The following is a 16,400-nucleotide window of genomic DNA, read 5'->3' as shown; positions in this document are numbered from 1 at the left end:
CGTCCGCTCCAGCGCGCGCCCTGCCATCGCGACGCGCGCCCGCTCAGGCCCCCGCGTCCGCCTCCTGCGACCGGACGCGGAGCACCCGCGCTGTGGGGGTCGACCCGCCGTTCGCGACCTCGAGCGAGCCCGAAGCGGCGTCCCACACCACGGACCACGACCCGAGTTCCGTCGGGAACAGCGGCTCGACGACCACCGCCTGCCCGGCGAACGCCGGCAGCGGCAACGACACCGAGGCCGACACACCGGGCAGCGACCACACCGACAGGTACAGGTCGCCCGTGGCTGCGTGCAGACCGAGTGCGGTCCACGGGTCCTCCCAGGCGGGCAGCCCGAGGGGCCAGACCGGGACGGACGCCTCGACGACGTCCAGGACCTGCCGGTGCGCAGCGATCGCGTCACCGACCACCGCGCGCTGCGACGACGACATCTCGTTGAGGTACCCGGACAGGTACATCCGCCCGAGCACCCCGTTCACGAGCGACAGCGTGAACAGTTCCGGGTCCATCGTCGGTGCCGGGTACGCCCAGTTCCCCGCCTGCTCGGGCAGCATCGCGGCGGGAGCGGCGGCGGCGATCGTGGCTGACAAGACCGGGTCCTGCTGGTCCGACGTCGACTGCATGTGCAGGCGGGACAGCATGGCCCAGTCGGCGCGCATCGCTCCCGAGGCGCAGTTCTCGATGAGCAGTGCCGGGTACCGCTCCTGCACGGCGTCGAGCCAGTCGAGCAGCGCCCGCTGGTGCTCGAGCATCCCGGCGAACGGCCCCGTCATGGTGTTGTTGTCCATCTTGAAGAACGTCACCCCGAGCTCCCCGACGAGCCGGTCGACCACCGCGTCGAGGTGTGCGCGGGCCTCCGGCGAGCGCAGGTCCAGCAGGTGCCGCCCGTGCTCCGCGACCCGGACCCCGTGGTGCTCGACGAACGCGGACGACGGCAGGGTCGAAGCCAGCGGCGAGTGGATGCCGATGACCTCGGGTTCGAGCCAGAGGCCGGCCTGCATGCCGCGCGCACGGATGTGGTCGACGACGGCGCCGAGCCCCGTCGGGAACCGCGACGCCGCTTCCTCCCACGCTCCGACGGTGTCCCACCAGTGCCCCTCGGCGTACCAACCGGCGTCGATGCAGAACAGGTCCGCTCCGGCGTCGGCGGCAGCGTCGATGAGCGGCAGGAGCTTCTCGGTGGTCGGGTCGCCCATGAGCGTGTTCATGTAGTCGTTGAACACCAGGGGCAGGGCACGGTCGGCCTCCCGCACGTGCCGGAACGCCCGACGCTGCCGGGTGAGCACCCCGAAGGCGTCGTCGATCGACCCGGCGATCCCGACGGACACCGGCACCGAGGTGAACGGCTGCTCCGGTGTGACGACTGCGGTCCACTGGTGTTCCTGGTCGGTGGGGCCGCTCAACAGCAGGTACGCGTGCCGCCGGGTCTCCCCGAGCTCGTACAACCAGGGCCCGTTGTGCTCGACCTGCCAGACGAGCGCGTACGGAAGCGACACAGCGTCCTCCGCCCGCAGCACCCCGATCGGCAGCGCTTCACCGGTCGACCACGAGCCGCGGTTCTGCACGACGGCGCGGCTGCGGGGCGGGTGGTGCTGGGCCTCCCGGTCGATCGCCGCGAACCCGATCGACCGCAGCGGATCGGTTCGCCAACGGCTCTCCGCTGCCCAGTCGTTGTCGGCGTGCACGAGGGCGAGCTCGTCGACGGAGGCGCCCGAGTCGGTCAGGAACGCCCCGGTCGCGAACGACGAGACGAAGTCGACGACGTGCTCACCGTGCTCGGCCGACACCTCGGTCCACGTCTGGAACGCGGGCACGCCGGCGCGCGCCCGGAACACCGACTCGGTCCGGAGGCCCGTGGCCGCGTCCGCCTGCTCGATCCGGAACCACAGGTCGGTCCCGTCGTCGTGCACGTGGTGCGACACGGGTCGCAGTCGCGCCCCGATCGTGGAGTCCACGTGCCGGAACCCGCCGGGGAACCGCCCGTGCCCGATCGTCGTCAGCTCGACGAGCGGCTGCGGGTCGTCCGGCCCGTCGGCGAGCGCTCCGCCGACCGACACTCCGCCGGTCGGCACGAACGACACGAGCGCCGCGGGCTGGTCGGCACCGACCCGGAACCGTGCCGCGAACCCGTCGGTGACCCAGTCGACGAACGTCGACCCGTCGCTCATCGCGCCCCGACCGGTGCGGGCTCGCTCGACACCCAGTCCCCGACCGTGTGGTCGTAGCAGGTGGTGTTGTCGATCTTCGTCCGGTCGAGCGGCGGCCCCGCGGTGATCCGGCGCTCGGTGCGCTCCGGGTCGGGGGCGGCCTCGGCGAGCAGCCGGGTGTAGTCGTGGTGCGGGTCGAGGATGACGGCGTCCGACGGTCCCCGCTCGACGACCCGGCCGCGGTAGAGCACGAGGATCTCGTCGGAGAAGTGCCGCGCGGTCGCCAGGTCGTGCGTGATGTAGAGCACGGCGAGCTCGTCCTCGCGCTGCAGCCGGCCGAGCAGGTTGAGCACGCTCAGGCGGATCGAGACGTCGAGCATCGACACGGGTTCGTCGGCGATGAGCACCTGCGCGCCCGGGGCGAGTGCGCGGGCGATGGCGACGCGCTGCCGCTGCCCGCCGGAGAGTTCGTGCGGCCGCCGCGACGCGAAGTCCTCGTCGAGGTTCACCCGGCTGAGCAGTTCCCGCACCTTGTCGGCGGTCTCGTCGGCGCCGCGGGCCCGGTGGTGCAGCTGCAGCGGCCGGGCGATGTGGTGCTCGATCGAGTGGAACGGGTTGAGCGACGCGAACGGGTCCTGGAACACCATCTGCACGTGCCGCCGGTACATGCTGCCCTCGACGGGGGTGCCGTCCTCGAGCCGTACGTCGATCGAGCCGCGCGTCCTGGTCTCGAGCTTGGCGAGCATCCGCGCGATGGTGGACTTGCCCGAGCCGGACTCCCCCACCAGCGCGACGGTCCGGCCGGGCAGCAGGTCGAACGACACGTCGTCGACGGCCCGCAGGGTGGTGCGCTTCAGGCCCTTGCGGGTGTGGAAGTCCTTGCCGAGGTGGCTGACGGTCACACTGGTCATCGGTCCGTCTCCTGTGCTGCCTGGACCACGACGGCCCGGGTGTCGGTCTCGGGTTCGGCGCCGTCCTCGACCCCGGTGCGGATGAACGCGCCGCGGGCTCCGGACAGGCTCGGGAACGACTGCAGCAGCTTCCGCGTGTACGGGTGCTGCGGGTCGTGCTGGATCACGCTGGCACGGTCGCATTCGACGACCTCGCCGCGGAGCATGATCGCGATCCGGTCGCTGATCTCGAGCAGCAGCGGCAGGTCGTGCGTGATGAACACGACGGCGAACCCGAGCTCGTCCCGCAGCCGGACGATCTCGCGCAGGATCTCCCGCTGCACCACGACGTCGAGTGCGGTGGTGGGCTCGTCCATGATCATGATCTGCGGTTCGAGCAGCATCGCCATCGCGATCATCACGCGCTGCCGCATGCCGCCGGACAGTTCGTGCGGGTACGCGGTGATGCGGGACGGGTCGACGCCGACGCGGCGCAGGGCGTCCTCGGCGATGGCCCGACGTTCCTTGCGGGGCATGCCCTTGCGGTGTTCGACCAGCGCGTCGTCGAGCTGGGCGCGGATCGTGGTGACCGGGTTGAGCGCGTTCATCGCCCCCTGGAACACCATCGACAGCTTCGACCACCGCAGGGCCCGGAGTTGCTCGTGCGGCAGGCCGAGCAGGTCGACGTCGGTGCCGTCGCGGTCGTGGAAGGTGATGCTGCCCGACGTGACCTTCGCCGGCGGCCGGTGCAGCCGGGTGATGGCGTACGCCAGGGTCGTCTTGCCGCAGCCCGACTCCCCCGCGAGCCCGAGGATCTCGCCGGGCGCCAGGGTGAGCGAGACGTCCTTCACGGCGTGCACGGGGTGCTCGGTCTCGTAGACGACGTCGAGGTGGTCGATGGTCAGCACGGCCGGCCGGGCGCCGTCGCCCGGGGCGCCGGAGGTGACCGGTCGTGCGGTGTCGGTGGCGCTCATCGGGCGACCCCATTCGTGTCGTGACCGGCGGTGGCGACGCGCGCCGGGCCTCCCGAGCGGGCCGCACGCTTCGCACGACGGTCGCGCCGTCGCTGCGCACGCACGTTCGCGAGTCGCGGGTTGATGACCTCGTCGATCGAGAAGTTCACCAGGGACAGGCCCATGCCGAGCAGGGCGATGAGCAGGCCCGGCGGCACGAACCACCACCAGGCGCCGTTCGCCAGCGCGAAGCCGTTCTGGGCGTAGAAGAGCATCGTGCCGAGCGTCGACGAGTTCGACGCCCCGAGCCCGAGGAACGACAGCCCCGCCTCCCCGAGGATCGCAGCGATCACCGCGAACACGAACTGCGACGCGAGCACCGGCAGCAGGTTCGGCAGGATCTCGACGGCGATGACCCGCCAGGGCCGTTCGCCGGCGACCCGGGCGGCGGACACGTAGTCGCGGTTGCGGATCGACATCGTCTGCGCGCGCAGCACCCGGGCGGACCCGGCCCACGACGTGATCGCCAGGACGACCGCGATGGTCCAGAGCCCGCGGGCCTCACGCGGCACCAGACCGGAGATGACGATGACGAGCGGCAGGCCGGGGATGACGAGGAACACGTTCGAGAACAGCGAGAACGCCTCGTCCATGATCCCGCCCAGGTAGGCGCCGAGGATGCCGAAGAACGCGGACAGCACCGTGGCGAGGACGCCGACGATGAGACCGATCTGCAGGCTGCCCCGGGTGGCGAAGGCGAGCTGCGCCAGGACGTCCTGACCGGTCTGGGTGGTACCGAGGACATTCGAGCCGCTCGGTCCCTGCAGCCCGGTGTCGCGGATGGTGGTCGGGTCGCCGACGAGCAGCGGTCCGATCACCCCGAACAGCGTGACGCCGGCGACGAGCGCGATGCCCGTGACGAGCCACGGGGTGAGCGTGGGGAGGAACCTGCGGATGCCGCCCTTCGACGCGCGCCGGGTGGCGATCGACGTGGTGCTGTCGGCCTCCTCGGTCAGCGCGCCGATGGTGGGCTCGGTCTCCTGCTGGATGTTGGTCATGGTCGTCTCCTCCCCTAGCTCCGGGCCCGCGTGCGCGGGTCGATCAGTCCGTACAGCAGGTCGACGACGAGGTTCGCGCCGAGGACCGCCAGGGTGATGAACAGGAAGATGCCCTGCATGAGCGCGTAGTCGTTGTTCGTCACGGCGGACAGCAGCTTCGACCCGATGCCCGGGTACGAGAACACCTGCTCGGTGACGACGGAGCCGGACACGATGAACCCGAGGGAGATCGCGAACCCGGCGACGGACGGCAGTACGGCGTTCCGGGCGGCGTAGTTCCGCAGGATCTTGCCGTCGGACAGGCCCTTCGCCTGCGCGGTGGTGATGTAGTCCTCGGACAGCGTCGACACCATCATGTTGCGCATGCCGAGCAGCCAGCCGCCGAGTGACGCGAGCACGATCGTCACCGCCGGCAGCACCCCGTACTGCACCGCCGAGACGATGAAGTCCCAGTTGAACCCGGGCGTCAGGATGACGTCGTAGCCGCCCTGCGCCGGGAACAGGTGGAGCCCGGTGGCGAAGAAGTACACCAGGATCAGCGCGAGCCAGAAGTACGGCACCGCGGCGAGCAGGGTGGTGGCCGGCACGAACGAGTCGAGCCAGGTGCCGGGCCGCCACCCGACGAAGGCCCCGAGGCCGACGCCGATGATCGCGGCCACGATGGTGGCGATGCCGACCAGGGCGATGGTCCACGGCAGCGAACTGCCGATCACCTCGGTGACGGGTGCCGGGAAGTAGCTGACGGACACACCGAGGTCACCGCGGAACACGTTGACCAGGTAGTGGCCGTACTGGGAGATGAGCGGCTCCGAGGAATCGCCACCGAGGAGCAGCTCGTACGCCTCCCGGGTCGCCGGGGTCACCTGCCCGCCGCGCTGCTGGAGCTTGGCGAGCAGGATGTCCACCGGGTTGCCGGGCAGGAGCCTGGGGATGATGAAGTTCAGCGTCAGGGCCGCCCACAGTGCGACGACGTAGAAGCCGATCTTGCGCAGGAAGTAGGTCATCGTCGAGTGCCCCTCGGTCGCGATCCCATCGGTGTCAGCCCTTCGCCGGCTTGAGCGCCTTGAAGATCTCGGCGTTGTCCGGGCTCGCCCAGACCGCCGGGAACGCGTACAGGTCGTCCTCCGTCGGCCAGCCGGTGAACTTCGCCGCGTGGAACTCGCTCGTCGTGCCGCCGGTCATCACGGGGATGTAGGGCAGGTCCTCGACGATGTGCTCCTGGATCGTGTCGAGCTCGGGCTGGGTCGCCGCGGTGTCCTCGGGGTTGATCGTGGCGAGCTTCGCGATGGCCTTGTCGACGTCGGGGTTGCTGTACCGCGAGATGTTCATCGGGGCCGCTTCACCGACCTTCGCGGTGTTGGCCGTCGTGAAGTAGTTGTTGTACAGGTAGTACGGGTTCGCCGTCGGGCCCTGGCCGAGCGAGTCGATCGCGAGCTCGAAGTTGCCCTTGGTCTTCTTGTCGGTCCACTCGTTCCACGACGACTGCTGCGCCTTGAGCTCGATGCCCGCGGCCTTGAGCTGCTGCGTCATCGTGTCGATCGCGGTGATGTAGTCGGTCCACCCGGTGACGACCTCGACCGTCAGGGACAGCTTCTTGCCGTCCTTGGCGTAGATGCCGTCGGAGCCCTTCTTCCACCCGGCGTCCTCGAGGGTCGAGGCGGCCGCGTCGGTGTCGGCGGTCTCCGGCATCACGGCCGGCTCGATGTCCTTCGAGATGGTGTCCTTCTGCGTCGTGGTGAGCGCGAAGGTCGGCGAGATCTCGCTCGCCGTGTTCTCGAACGCCAGCGAGTTGAGCTGCTTGCGGTTGATGGCGTCGGCGATCGCGTGGCGGACGGCCGGGTCGGTCTGCGGGCCGGCGCAGCCCAGGTCGGTGTTCGCGCAGGTCAGCAGGGCCATCTGGTTCTGGCCGACGGTGATGCCGTCGTAGCCGTTGTAGTTCGCGGGGATGTCGTCCATGTTCGGCACCGGGCCGGTCTGCCAGTCGATCGACCCCTGCTTCAGCGCGTCGGCGCCGGCGGTGTTGCCGGAGAGCGACAGGTAGCGGATGGTCTTCACGGCCGGGGCGCCGTCCCAGTACTTCTTGTTCGCCTCGAGGGTGAACGCCTGCGCCTTGAACGTGCCGAGGGTGTACGGGCCGGTGCCGACGGGCTCACGCACGACGTCGGTGGTCGGGTCGATGTCCTTCCACAGGTGCTCGGGCACGATCCAGGTCTTGCCGAGCAGGTTCGGGCCGAGCACGAACGACGGCTTGTCGAACGAGACGACCACCTTGTCGTCGCCGTCGGCCTTCGCGGTGCCGTCGTAGCCGATCGAGTTCAGGGCCTTCTGCTTCTTGAGCATGTCGAGCGTGAACACGACGTCCTTCGAGGTGAAGGGCTCGCCGTCGCTCCAGGTGGCTCCGTCGCGCAGCGTGATGGTGAGCTGCGTGCCGTCGTCGTTCCACTCGGAGGACTTGCCGAGCAGCGGCTTCGGGTCCTTCGTGTTGACGTTGGTGATGAAGAAGAGCGACTCGTAGATCGTGCCGACGCCGCCGATGTTGGACGGCGACCACGGGTTGAAGTTGATCTGGTAGTCGCCGGACTGGCCGGTGTACGCCACCAGGGTCGAGGCAGCGGCGTCGTTCGTGCTGGCGGTGCCGCTGGAGCTGCAGCCGCTGAGCGCGAGGCCGGCTGCGAGGAGAACGGCGCCGCCGATGGCGAGCCGTGAACGGGTTGGGTTGAACATCGTTGTCCTCTCGGTCTGCGTCGTCGCAGGGTCCACGTTGTGAGCGTGATTGTTACACGCGTAAACTAAGGCGGTCAAGGGGTCGGGTCACGGCCCCGTAACGATGAGGAGACGCAATGGAGCGGACCACCCTGGACGGCACGTGGACCCTCGAGGCGGTGACCGGGCCCGAGCAGTCGGCGGAGCACCGCGAACCGGTCGAGGCGCAGGTCCCCGGCTGCGTGCACACCGACCTGCTGCGGGCCGGCCGGATCCCCGACCCGTTCGACGGCGACGGCGAGGCCGCCACCCAGTGGATCGGCGACACCGTCTGGCGCTACCGCCGCACCTTCGAGTGGACCGCGCCGGACGAGACCCGCCACGACCTCGTCGCCGAGGGCCTCGACACCCTCGCCACGATCGAGCTCAACGGCATCGTCGTCGCGACGACCGCCAACCAACACCGCTCGTACCGGTTCCCCGTCGGGCACCTGCTCCGACCGGGCGCGAACGAGCTCGTCGTCACGTTCGACGCGCCCGTCCCCGCCGCCGAGCGGCTGTCCGCCCTGCACGGCGGCGAGCTGCCGCACGTCAACCACCACCCCTACAACGCGCTCCGCAAGAACGCGTCGAACTTCGGGTGGGACTGGGGCGTCGACGTCGCCACGAGCGGCATCTGGAAGTCGATCGGCATCGAGTCCTGGAGCGGCGTCCGCATCGCGGCCGTCCGCCCGCTCGTCGACCTCGACGGCACCACCGGGGTGCTGACGACCCACGTCGACGTCGAGCACGCCGGCTCCACGGGCTCCTTCTCGCAGGCCATCGGCAGCGCGCCCGTCGCGTCCGCGGACGGTTCCGCGGGCACCGGCCTGGAGGCCCGGATCACCCTGGCCCCGCACCCCGCGTCCGCAGGACACGCCGGTTCCGACACCGCCGGCCGGGTCGTCGGCGCACGTCCCGTCGTCGACGGCGCCGCGACCGTCCGCCTCGAGGTCCCCGACGTCGCCGTCTGGTGGCCCCGCGGCGAGGGCGACCAGCCGCTGTACGACGTCCGGGTCGAGGTCGGCGACGACGTATGGACCGGCCGCGTCGGATTCCGCACCGTCACGCTCGACACCGCTGCCGACGCCGGCGGCGCGCCGTTCCTGCTCCGCGTCAACGGCCGTCCGGTCATGGTGCGCGGGGCGAACTGGATCCCCGACCACGCCTACCTGACCGCGATGACGCCCGAGCGCTACGCGGACCGGATCCAGGACGCGATCGACGCGAACATGAACCTGCTGCGCATCTGGGGCGGCGGCATCTACGAGTCCGACGACCTGTACGACCGGTGCGACGAGCTCGGCGTCCTGGTGTGGCAGGACTTCCTGTTCGCCTGTGCTGCCTACGCCGAGGAGCCCTGGCTCGCCGACGAGGTCGAGCCCGAGGTCCGCGAGGCCGTCACCCGCCTCAGCCCGCACCCGTCGCTCGTGGTGTGGAACGGCAACAACGAGAACCTCGTCGCCTACGCCGAGTGGGGCTGGCGGCCGTCGCTCGTCGGCCGCACCTGGGGCAACGGCTACTACCGTTCCCTGCTGCCGTCGGTCGTCGCCGAGCCGGACCCGACCCGGCCGTACACGCCGGGCAGCCCGTTCTCGTTCGACGAGTACCTGACGCCGAACGACCAGCGGAACGGCAGCGTGCACATCTGGGACGTCTGGAACCGGCTCGACTACCGCGCCTACGCCGACTGGGAGCCGCGGTTCGTCGCCGAGTTCGGGTTCCAGGGCCCGCCGGCGTGGTCGACCCTGACCGCGGTGGTGCACGACGAGCCCCTCGACCCCGACGGCCACGAGATGCTCGTGCACCAGAAGGCCGACCAGGGCAACCGGAAGCTCGCCGACGGCATGCGCGGGCACCTGCCCGAGCCGGCCTCCATCGAGGACTGGCACTTCGCCGCGCAGCTCAACCAGGCGCACGCGATCCGCTTCGGCATGGAGTGGTTCCGCTCCCGCACGCCCGACAACACCGGCATGGTCGTCTGGCAGCTCAACGACGACTGGCCCGTGGTCTCGTGGGCCCTCGTCGACCACGCCGGCATCCGGAAGCCCGTCTGGTACGCCGTCCGGCAGGCCTACCAGCCCGTGCTGCTCACCGTGCAGCCGTCGTCCGGTGCCCAGGGCGGTGACGGCGACGGCGACGGAGGTCTCGACGTCGTCCTCGTCAACGCGTCCGGGGCGCCGGTCGCGGACGAGGTCACGGTCTCCCGCGTCGCCTTCGACGGCGCCGTGCTCGAGTCGTCGTCGTTCATGCTCGCGGCCGCCCCCGCCGATGCCGACCGGGTGCAGCTGCCGTCGTCGCTCGCGGCACCGGGCGACCCCGGTTCCGAGGTCCTCGTCGTCACGGGAGCCGGCACCCGCACCGTGCACGACTTCGCCGAGGTCGTCGACCAGGCACTCGAGCCCTCGCCCCTGTCCACGGTGGTGTCGGCGACGGAGGACGGCGCAACGGTCACCGTGACGGCGACGGCGTACGCGCGCGACGTCTCGCTGTTCCCCGACCGCGTGGATGCGGCCGCCCGGGTCGACGACGGCCTGGTGTCCCTGCTCCCCGGCGAGTCCGTGACCTTCACGGTGACGGGCGCGCCGGGCATCGCTGCACAGGAGCTCGTCCACCCGCTCGTCCTCCGCCACGCGGGTTCGCTCCTGCCCTGACCCAGGTGCCCTGGGGGGCGGCGACGTTCCCTCGCGCCGCTGACGGTTCCGGTTCACGATCCCCCGGGTTCGCGAACCGGAACCGTCACCCGAGCACGCCCGCACACCTCCGCTGCACCCGCAACCCGGCAGCCCGCAGCACCGAAGCCCGCGGACGGAGGGACCGTCCCGCACCGCGCCTCGTGCACCGCGCGCCACCCCACCGATCGCCCCGCGACGGACATTTCCTCTCGGCGCGTGACGGTTCTGGTTCACGATCCCCGAGGATCGCGAACCGGAACCGTCACGTCGCCGACCAGGAAACGCTTCCCCCGCCGAAACAGCGCGGCTGACGGCGCTCAGTCGATCGCGCGGAGCTCCAGCACGATCGCGGTCGCGGGTGCGAGGAGTGGCAGCCGGGCGCCGACGTCCTCGAGCACGGCGCCGGTCAGTTCCAGGTGTCCGCGCACGAGCCACTCCGGCGGCACCATGTCGAGCCCACGCGGCACAGCGAGCCCGGACACCGGAGCGAGCCGGTAGCGCCGCGACCGGTCGAGTCCACGCACCCGGAGCGGCACCGGCAACGACCTCGGCCCCGTCTCCGTCCGCGCCACCCGCACCAGCGCCCGCGAACGGTCGGTGGCGACCACCGAGGTCGCCACCGTCCCCGGGTCCCCGAGGTCCAGGTGCCGCAGCCGCCCGGTGTGCAGCAGCCCGCGCTCCCGTCGGTACAGCGCCGTCCAGGCCCGGAGCCGGTCGAGCTCCTCGGGCGACAACTTCGTGATGTCGGTCTCGATGCCGGCCGAGCCGAACAGCGACACCGCCATCCGGAAGTCCAGGTCGAGGTGCCGGCCCGTGGTGTGCGAGATCTCCGGCCCGACGTGCGAGCCGATCAGCTCGAGTGGGAGCAGCGCCTCGGTCCAGCGCTGGATCGGCAGTCGCTCGAAGGCGTCGTTCGAGTCCGACGGCCACACCCGGTCGGTGCGCTCGAGCACGCCGAGGTCGATCCGGGCACCGCCGCTCGCGCACGCCTCGATCTCGAGCCACGGGTGCCGTGCACGCAGCTCGTCCATCAACGCGTACACGCCGCGGGTGTGCGCGTCGATGCCGGCGCGTCCCGCGTGCACCGCGTGCACGATGTCCCGGTTCTGGTCCCACTTCACGAAGTCGACGTGGTGCTCGCCGATCACGCGGGACATGCTCTCGAGCACGTGGTGCCGGGCCAGCGGGTTCGCCATGTCGAGCACGTACTGGTTCCGCCACGTGCGGACGTCGTCCTCGGGGCGCTGCAGCATCCACTCGGGGTGTGCCACCGCCAGCTCGGACACCGGGCTGACCATCTCGGGCTCGAACCACAGGCCGAACTCCATGCCGAGCGCACGCACCCGGTCGACGAGCGGTGCCAGCCCGTCCGGCCACACGGTCGGGTCGACGCGCCAGTCCCCGAGCGAGGTCGAGTCCGACCGCCGGCCGAGGAACCACCCGTCGTCGAGCACGAACCGCTCGACCCCGATGTCCGCCGCCGTCTCGGCGAGGGCCACCAGGGGTTCGAGCTCCTGCCGGTAGTAGACGGCCTCCCACGTGTTGAGCACCACGGGCCGGGGTCGTCGCGGGTGCCCCGGGCGCCTTCGCAACGAGTCGTGCAGGCGGTCGGACAGCCCGTCGATCCCGGTGTCGCTCCACACGAACACCGCATCAGGGGAAGCGAACGAGTCCCCTTCGCCGAGCACGACCTCGCCGGCACGCAGCAGTTCTCCGGCGCCGAGCAGCGGTCGCGCCTCGGCGAGCTGGTCGTACCGGTACACGGAGTCGGCGCTCCAGGCCAGGTGCACCGCCCACAGCTCACCCTCGGCGTCTGAGAACCCGGGCGTCCCGAGCACGAGCAACGTCGGCGAGTCGTGGCCCGTCCGCCCGCGACGGCTCTCCCGCGCGTGGCTCCCGGCCGTCGCCGCCCGGCGCTGGGGTGTGCGCTCACGGGTCCACCGTCCGCCCAGGTCGAGCACCTCGGTGATCCGCTCCCCCACCGGCAGCGTCGCCTCGAGCGCCTGCACGTGCACGGGCTCGGCGTGGGTGTTCGTCACCGTGTGCCGCACCCGCAGCACCCCCGCGGAGTCGAGCGCGAACTCGCTCCGGAGCGCCAACGAGTCCGACTCCGCGGTCACGACGATCCGCTCGTCGTCACCGATCACCACCACGTCGAGCCACCGCGGCACGAGCGGCATCCCGTCCACGTGCCCGGCGATCCCCGGTCGACCCTCCCACCCGTCGCGCTCGGTCGGCAGCACCGTGAGCGGCCACCGCGCGTCGAGCGCACTCGGTCCGAGCGGCCGGCCGAGTGCGAGCAGCAGGTCGGCCGCATCGTCCGGCGCGACGGGCCCGACGTCCCGACCCCAGTGCAGCACCTCGGGCAGCCCGTCCGCCGCGGACGCCAGCACCAGCGACACCCCGGCTGATCGCAGCACGTGCACCCGTCGATCGCGTGCACCGACGGCTGTCGACTCGCGCTCCACGACGGTCACGAGGCCCGCTCCTCGCGCAGCACGCGGACGCGTCCGGCCGGCACGACGGTGTCCGGCCCGTGGCCGGACCCGTCGAGCAGGTCCGTCCCGGACGCGACGACCGTGACGTCGTCAGCACGGTGGTTGACGAGGAACAGGAAGGCGGAACCGTCGTCGCTGACGCGACGCACCGCCTCCAGGCCGGGAGGCCCGGTGACCGTCCGCTGGATCCCCCGCTCCGCGATCACCCCGTCCACGAGCCGTTGGATGCTGTCGTCCGCGAGCATCGCGGACACGTACCAGGCGCCGCCGCCGACGGCGCGGCGCGTGACGGCGGCCCGGCCCGCGAGCGGGCCGTCGGTGTAGCGGAGCACGGACTCGGCGTCCTCCAGGACGACCGCCTCGGCCCAGTCGGTGACGACCTCGCCGTCGTCGAGGGTCCAGCGCTCGTCGCGCTGCAGCGGGGTGAACTCCTCGCTCCAGGCGCCGAGCACCTCGCGGAACGCGCCCGGGTAGCCGCCGGTGCGGATGCGGGCGGTCTCGTCGGCGACGCCGGACAGGTACGTGACGATCAGGGTGGCGCCGCGGTCCACCACGGCGGACAGCCGCGCGGCGGTCGCATCGTCGACGATGAGCATCGTCGGCACGACGACCACGTCGTAGCCGTCCAGGTCGGCGTCGGCGGGGACCACGTCCGTGAGCACCTGCCGGTCGTGGAACGCGCGGTGCCAGGCGCGGAGCTCCCGGCCGTAGCGCAGGCCCCGGTGCGGCTTGAGCCCCGACTGCACGGCCCACCCGGAGGCCTCGTCCACGACGATCGCGACCCGGGCCGGCTCGACGCGGGTGCCCTGGACGGGTGCGAGGGCCTGCAGTGCCCGGCCGAGGGCGAGCACCTCGCGCCAGATGCGAGTGCGGGTGCCGGCGTGCGGGAGCATCGCCGAGTGGAACTGCTCCGCGCCCGCGGTGGAGGCCCGCCACTGGAAGAACAGCGCCCCGTCGGACCCGTGCGCGACGTGCGCCAGGGCGTTCCGGACGAGCTCGGCCGGTTCCTTGGCGCGGTTGCGCTGCTGCCAGCTCGGACCCCCCGTCGAGTGCTCCATGAGCAGCCAGGGACGGCGGCCTGCCGACATCCCGCGCATCCGGTCACCGGCCAGCGCGAGGTCCTGCTCGCGGCGGGCGTCGTCGACCAGGGTGTAGTGGTCGTTGGCGACGATCGCCACGTGCGTCGCCCACCCGGCGTAGTCGACGACCTGCGACCCGGCGCCCACCATGAAGTTCGTCGTGACCGGCACCTCCGAGTGCTGTTCGATGACGGCCTTCTCGGCGTCGTACTGGCGCAGCAGGGCGTCGGACGAGTACCGCTCGAAGTCCAACGCGAGCCCGGGGTTCGGCGCCCCGCCCACCCCGCGCGGCGGCGAGACCTCGTCGAACGAGGTGTACGTGTGCCCCCAGAAGGCCGTGCCCCAGGCATCGTTCGCGGCCTCAACGTCGCCGTACTTCGCGACGAGCCAGTGCCGGAAGTCCGCTGCCGACTCCTCGCAGTAGCACCGGCCGTTACCGCCACCGAGCTCGTTGCTCACGTGCCAGAGCCGCACCGCGGGATGCCGGCCGTACCGCTCGGCCAGCGCGTCGACCATGCGGAGCGCGTGCTCCCGGAACAACTCGGACGCCGGGCACCACCCGAGTCGCCCACCGGGTCGTTCTCGCCGCTCGGTGGCGTCCACGGGCAGGATCTCCGGGTGTGCGGTCAGCAGCCAGTTCGGTGGTGCAGCGGTCGGCGTCGCGAGGTCCACCGCGATCCCGTTCTGATGCAGCAGCGCGAGGACGTCGTCGAGCCATTCCCACGTGAAGTCCCCCGGCGACCGCTCGAGCAGTGCCCACGAGAACACCCCGACGGTGACCAGGTTCACCCCGGCCTCGCGCATCAGTCTGACGTCCTCGAGCCAGGTCTCCCGGGGCCACTGTTCCGGGCTGTAGTCGCCGCCGAACGACAGGCCGTCGGTCGGCCACGGGACGGTGGGGGCAGCGGTCACGGCATCTCCTTCGATGGTGTGGACCGCTCAAGCCTCCCGTCTGCGTCCGCGTTTGTCAACGTGTGTAACTAACGCTCCGACACCGCTGCAGTACCCGTGGTCGCTCACTCCCCCAGCAGCCGGCGGATGGCGAGGACCGCCCCGGCGCGTGCCCACTCCGAGAACTCGAACGGCTGCACCTCCACCGTGACCGGCTCGGTGTACGGCGCCAGTGCGGCTCGCATCGACTCGTCGACGGTCGCCCGCGCCAGGTCGTACACGGGCAGCCCGTCACCAGTCAGCACGATCGCCGAGGGGTCCGCGATGTGCACCGCGGTGGCGAGCAGGACCCCGAGGGCGCGGCCGGCATCCTCGAACGCAGCGAGGGCGCCCTCGTCGCCGTCCCGCGCGAGCTCGACCACCTCGTCGTACGTCTTCCCCTCGTGCCCGGCGTTCCGCACGATGACCGGGCTCGGCAGGTAGCTCGAGGCGCACCCGGCGTGACCGAGACCGCAATCCGGACCGCCCCCGAGGACCGGGAGGTGCCCGATGCGCCCCAGTCGCCCGTGTTCCCCGGTGGAGACCTGCCCGTTCGCGATGAGCCCGAGCCCCAGGCCCTCACCGACCGTCACGAGCACCATCGACCCGCGGCCAGCGCCGGCACCGAACCAGTGCTCCTTCGCGGTGAGCGCGTGGACGTCGTTCGCCGTGAACGTGGCGATCCCCGTCCGCTCCTCGAGCATCCGGGCGAACGGCACCTCGTGCCACCCGAGGAACACCGACGCCGCGACGACGGACTCCCCCGCGCGCAGCACGACGTCACCGGGCAGCGAGACCCCGACCGCACAGATCGCCGGGTGCGCATCCCGGAGCCGATCGAGCACCATCGTGATCTGCTCCGCGAGCGACTCGGCGGCGGTGTCGTCGATCGCCTCTTCGTGCAGGGCGAGGACCCGTCCGCCCAGGTCCGTGACCGCGGCGTACAGGCGGTCCTTCGTGAGCTTGATGCCGAGGAACTCCCACTGCCCGCTGCTCACCTGCAGGAGCTCCGACGGGCGACCGGTGGCACCGCGCACATCAGTGCCGACCTCGACCACGAGCCGCTGTGACACGAGGATGCGCATGGCCCGCGTGAGACTCGCCCGTGAGAGCCCGAGTGACCGAGCGATCTCGGCGCGGGAGAGCACCCCGTGGATGAGGATCTCCCGCAGCGCCAGTCGGGAGCCGTCGGGCAGGGCCGGCCAGGCTTCGGTCATCGTTCCTCCGTCGTCGGCTGATCCTACGGCCTGACCGGACCCCCTCGACAAGGACCCCGAACGGGCCGCAAAACGCAGAAAACCCCTGACCACGAATGGTCAGGGGTTCCCTGTTCTTACTACGTTAAGTCCGGCGGCGTCCTACTCTCCCACAAGGTCCCCCTTGCAGTACCATCGGCGCTGAGAGGCTTAGCTTCCGGGTTCGGAATGTG

The 16,400-nt window shown here is 71.3% G+C and carries 10 protein-coding genes and 1 rRNA gene; 1 reads left to right on the top strand and 10 read right to left on the bottom strand.

The window, feature by feature from the left end:
* Window positions 1–43: 43 nt before the first annotated feature.
* Genes HP445_RS13830 through HP445_RS13805 form a run of 6 tightly spaced genes read right to left on the bottom strand, consistent with a single transcriptional unit; the run spans window position 44 to window position 7,771 of the window.
* Window positions 44–2,167: a glycoside hydrolase family 36 protein gene (locus tag HP445_RS13830; RefSeq protein WP_128779603.1), complete on the bottom strand. Its 2,124-nt coding sequence runs from the start codon at window positions 2,165–2,167 to the stop codon at window positions 44–46.
* The gene (locus HP445_RS13825; protein WP_128779602.1) at window positions 2,164–3,057 is read right to left on the bottom strand and encodes an ABC transporter ATP-binding protein; all 894 of its coding nucleotides are present in this window, start codon (window positions 3,055–3,057) and stop codon (window positions 2,164–2,166) included. Before HP445_RS13825 ends, HP445_RS13830 begins: the two co-directional genes overlap by 4 nt.
* Window positions 3,054–4,010, bottom strand: a complete 957-nt coding sequence (locus tag HP445_RS13820; protein WP_128779601.1) for an ABC transporter ATP-binding protein — start codon at window positions 4,008–4,010, stop codon at window positions 3,054–3,056. Before HP445_RS13820 ends, HP445_RS13825 begins: the two co-directional genes overlap by 4 nt.
* Entirely contained in the window at window positions 4,007–5,047 is a 1,041-nt protein-coding gene (locus HP445_RS13815; RefSeq protein WP_128779600.1) for an ABC transporter permease, read from the bottom strand. The genes HP445_RS13820 and HP445_RS13815 overlap by 4 nt, the downstream gene beginning before the upstream one ends.
* Before the next feature lie 14 nt (window positions 5,048–5,061).
* On the bottom strand, window positions 5,062–6,051 hold the full coding sequence (locus tag HP445_RS13810; RefSeq protein ID WP_071247140.1) for an ABC transporter permease: 990 nt from the start codon (window positions 6,049–6,051) through the stop codon (window positions 5,062–5,064).
* A 34-nt stretch (window positions 6,052–6,085) separates the two neighbouring features.
* The gene (locus tag HP445_RS13805) at window positions 6,086–7,771 is read right to left on the bottom strand and encodes an ABC transporter substrate-binding protein (RefSeq protein ID WP_111033828.1); all 1,686 of its coding nucleotides are present in this window, start codon (window positions 7,769–7,771) and stop codon (window positions 6,086–6,088) included.
* Between the two features lie 116 nt (window positions 7,772–7,887).
* Between HP445_RS13805 and HP445_RS13800 the strand changes: the two genes are divergently transcribed.
* Window positions 7,888–10,443 (top strand): glycoside hydrolase family 2 protein, encoded by a 2,556-nt coding sequence (locus HP445_RS13800; protein WP_128779599.1) that lies wholly within the window; start codon window positions 7,888–7,890, stop codon window positions 10,441–10,443.
* Between the two features lie 338 nt (window positions 10,444–10,781).
* Here the strand turns inward: HP445_RS13800 and HP445_RS13795 are convergent, their stop codons facing one another.
* The 4 genes from HP445_RS13795 to rrf all read right to left on the bottom strand — a co-directional run.
* Window positions 10,782–12,941, bottom strand: coding sequence for an alpha-galactosidase (locus HP445_RS13795; RefSeq protein ID WP_241660333.1), 2,160 nt, complete (start codon window positions 12,939–12,941; stop codon window positions 10,782–10,784).
* Window positions 12,938–14,953, bottom strand: coding sequence for a beta-galactosidase (locus HP445_RS13790; RefSeq protein ID WP_128779598.1), 2,016 nt, complete (start codon window positions 14,951–14,953; stop codon window positions 12,938–12,940). The genes HP445_RS13795 and HP445_RS13790 overlap by 4 nt, the downstream gene beginning before the upstream one ends.
* Before the next feature lie 104 nt (window positions 14,954–15,057).
* Complete coding sequence (locus HP445_RS13785) at window positions 15,058–16,188, bottom strand: ROK family transcriptional regulator (protein WP_175330821.1); 1,131 nt, start codon at window positions 16,186–16,188, stop codon at window positions 15,058–15,060.
* A 128-nt stretch (window positions 16,189–16,316) separates the two neighbouring features.
* A 5S ribosomal RNA gene (gene rrf, locus HP445_RS13780) occupies window positions 16,317–16,400 on the bottom strand; the annotation flags it as partial.

It is taken from the genome of Curtobacterium flaccumfaciens (assembly GCF_013359815.1).
Classification (GTDB): domain Bacteria; phylum Actinomycetota; class Actinomycetes; order Actinomycetales; family Microbacteriaceae; genus Curtobacterium; species Curtobacterium flaccumfaciens.
The sequence above is the reverse complement of the archived record's forward strand: the minus strand, read 5'-3'. Positions and strand labels throughout refer to the sequence as shown.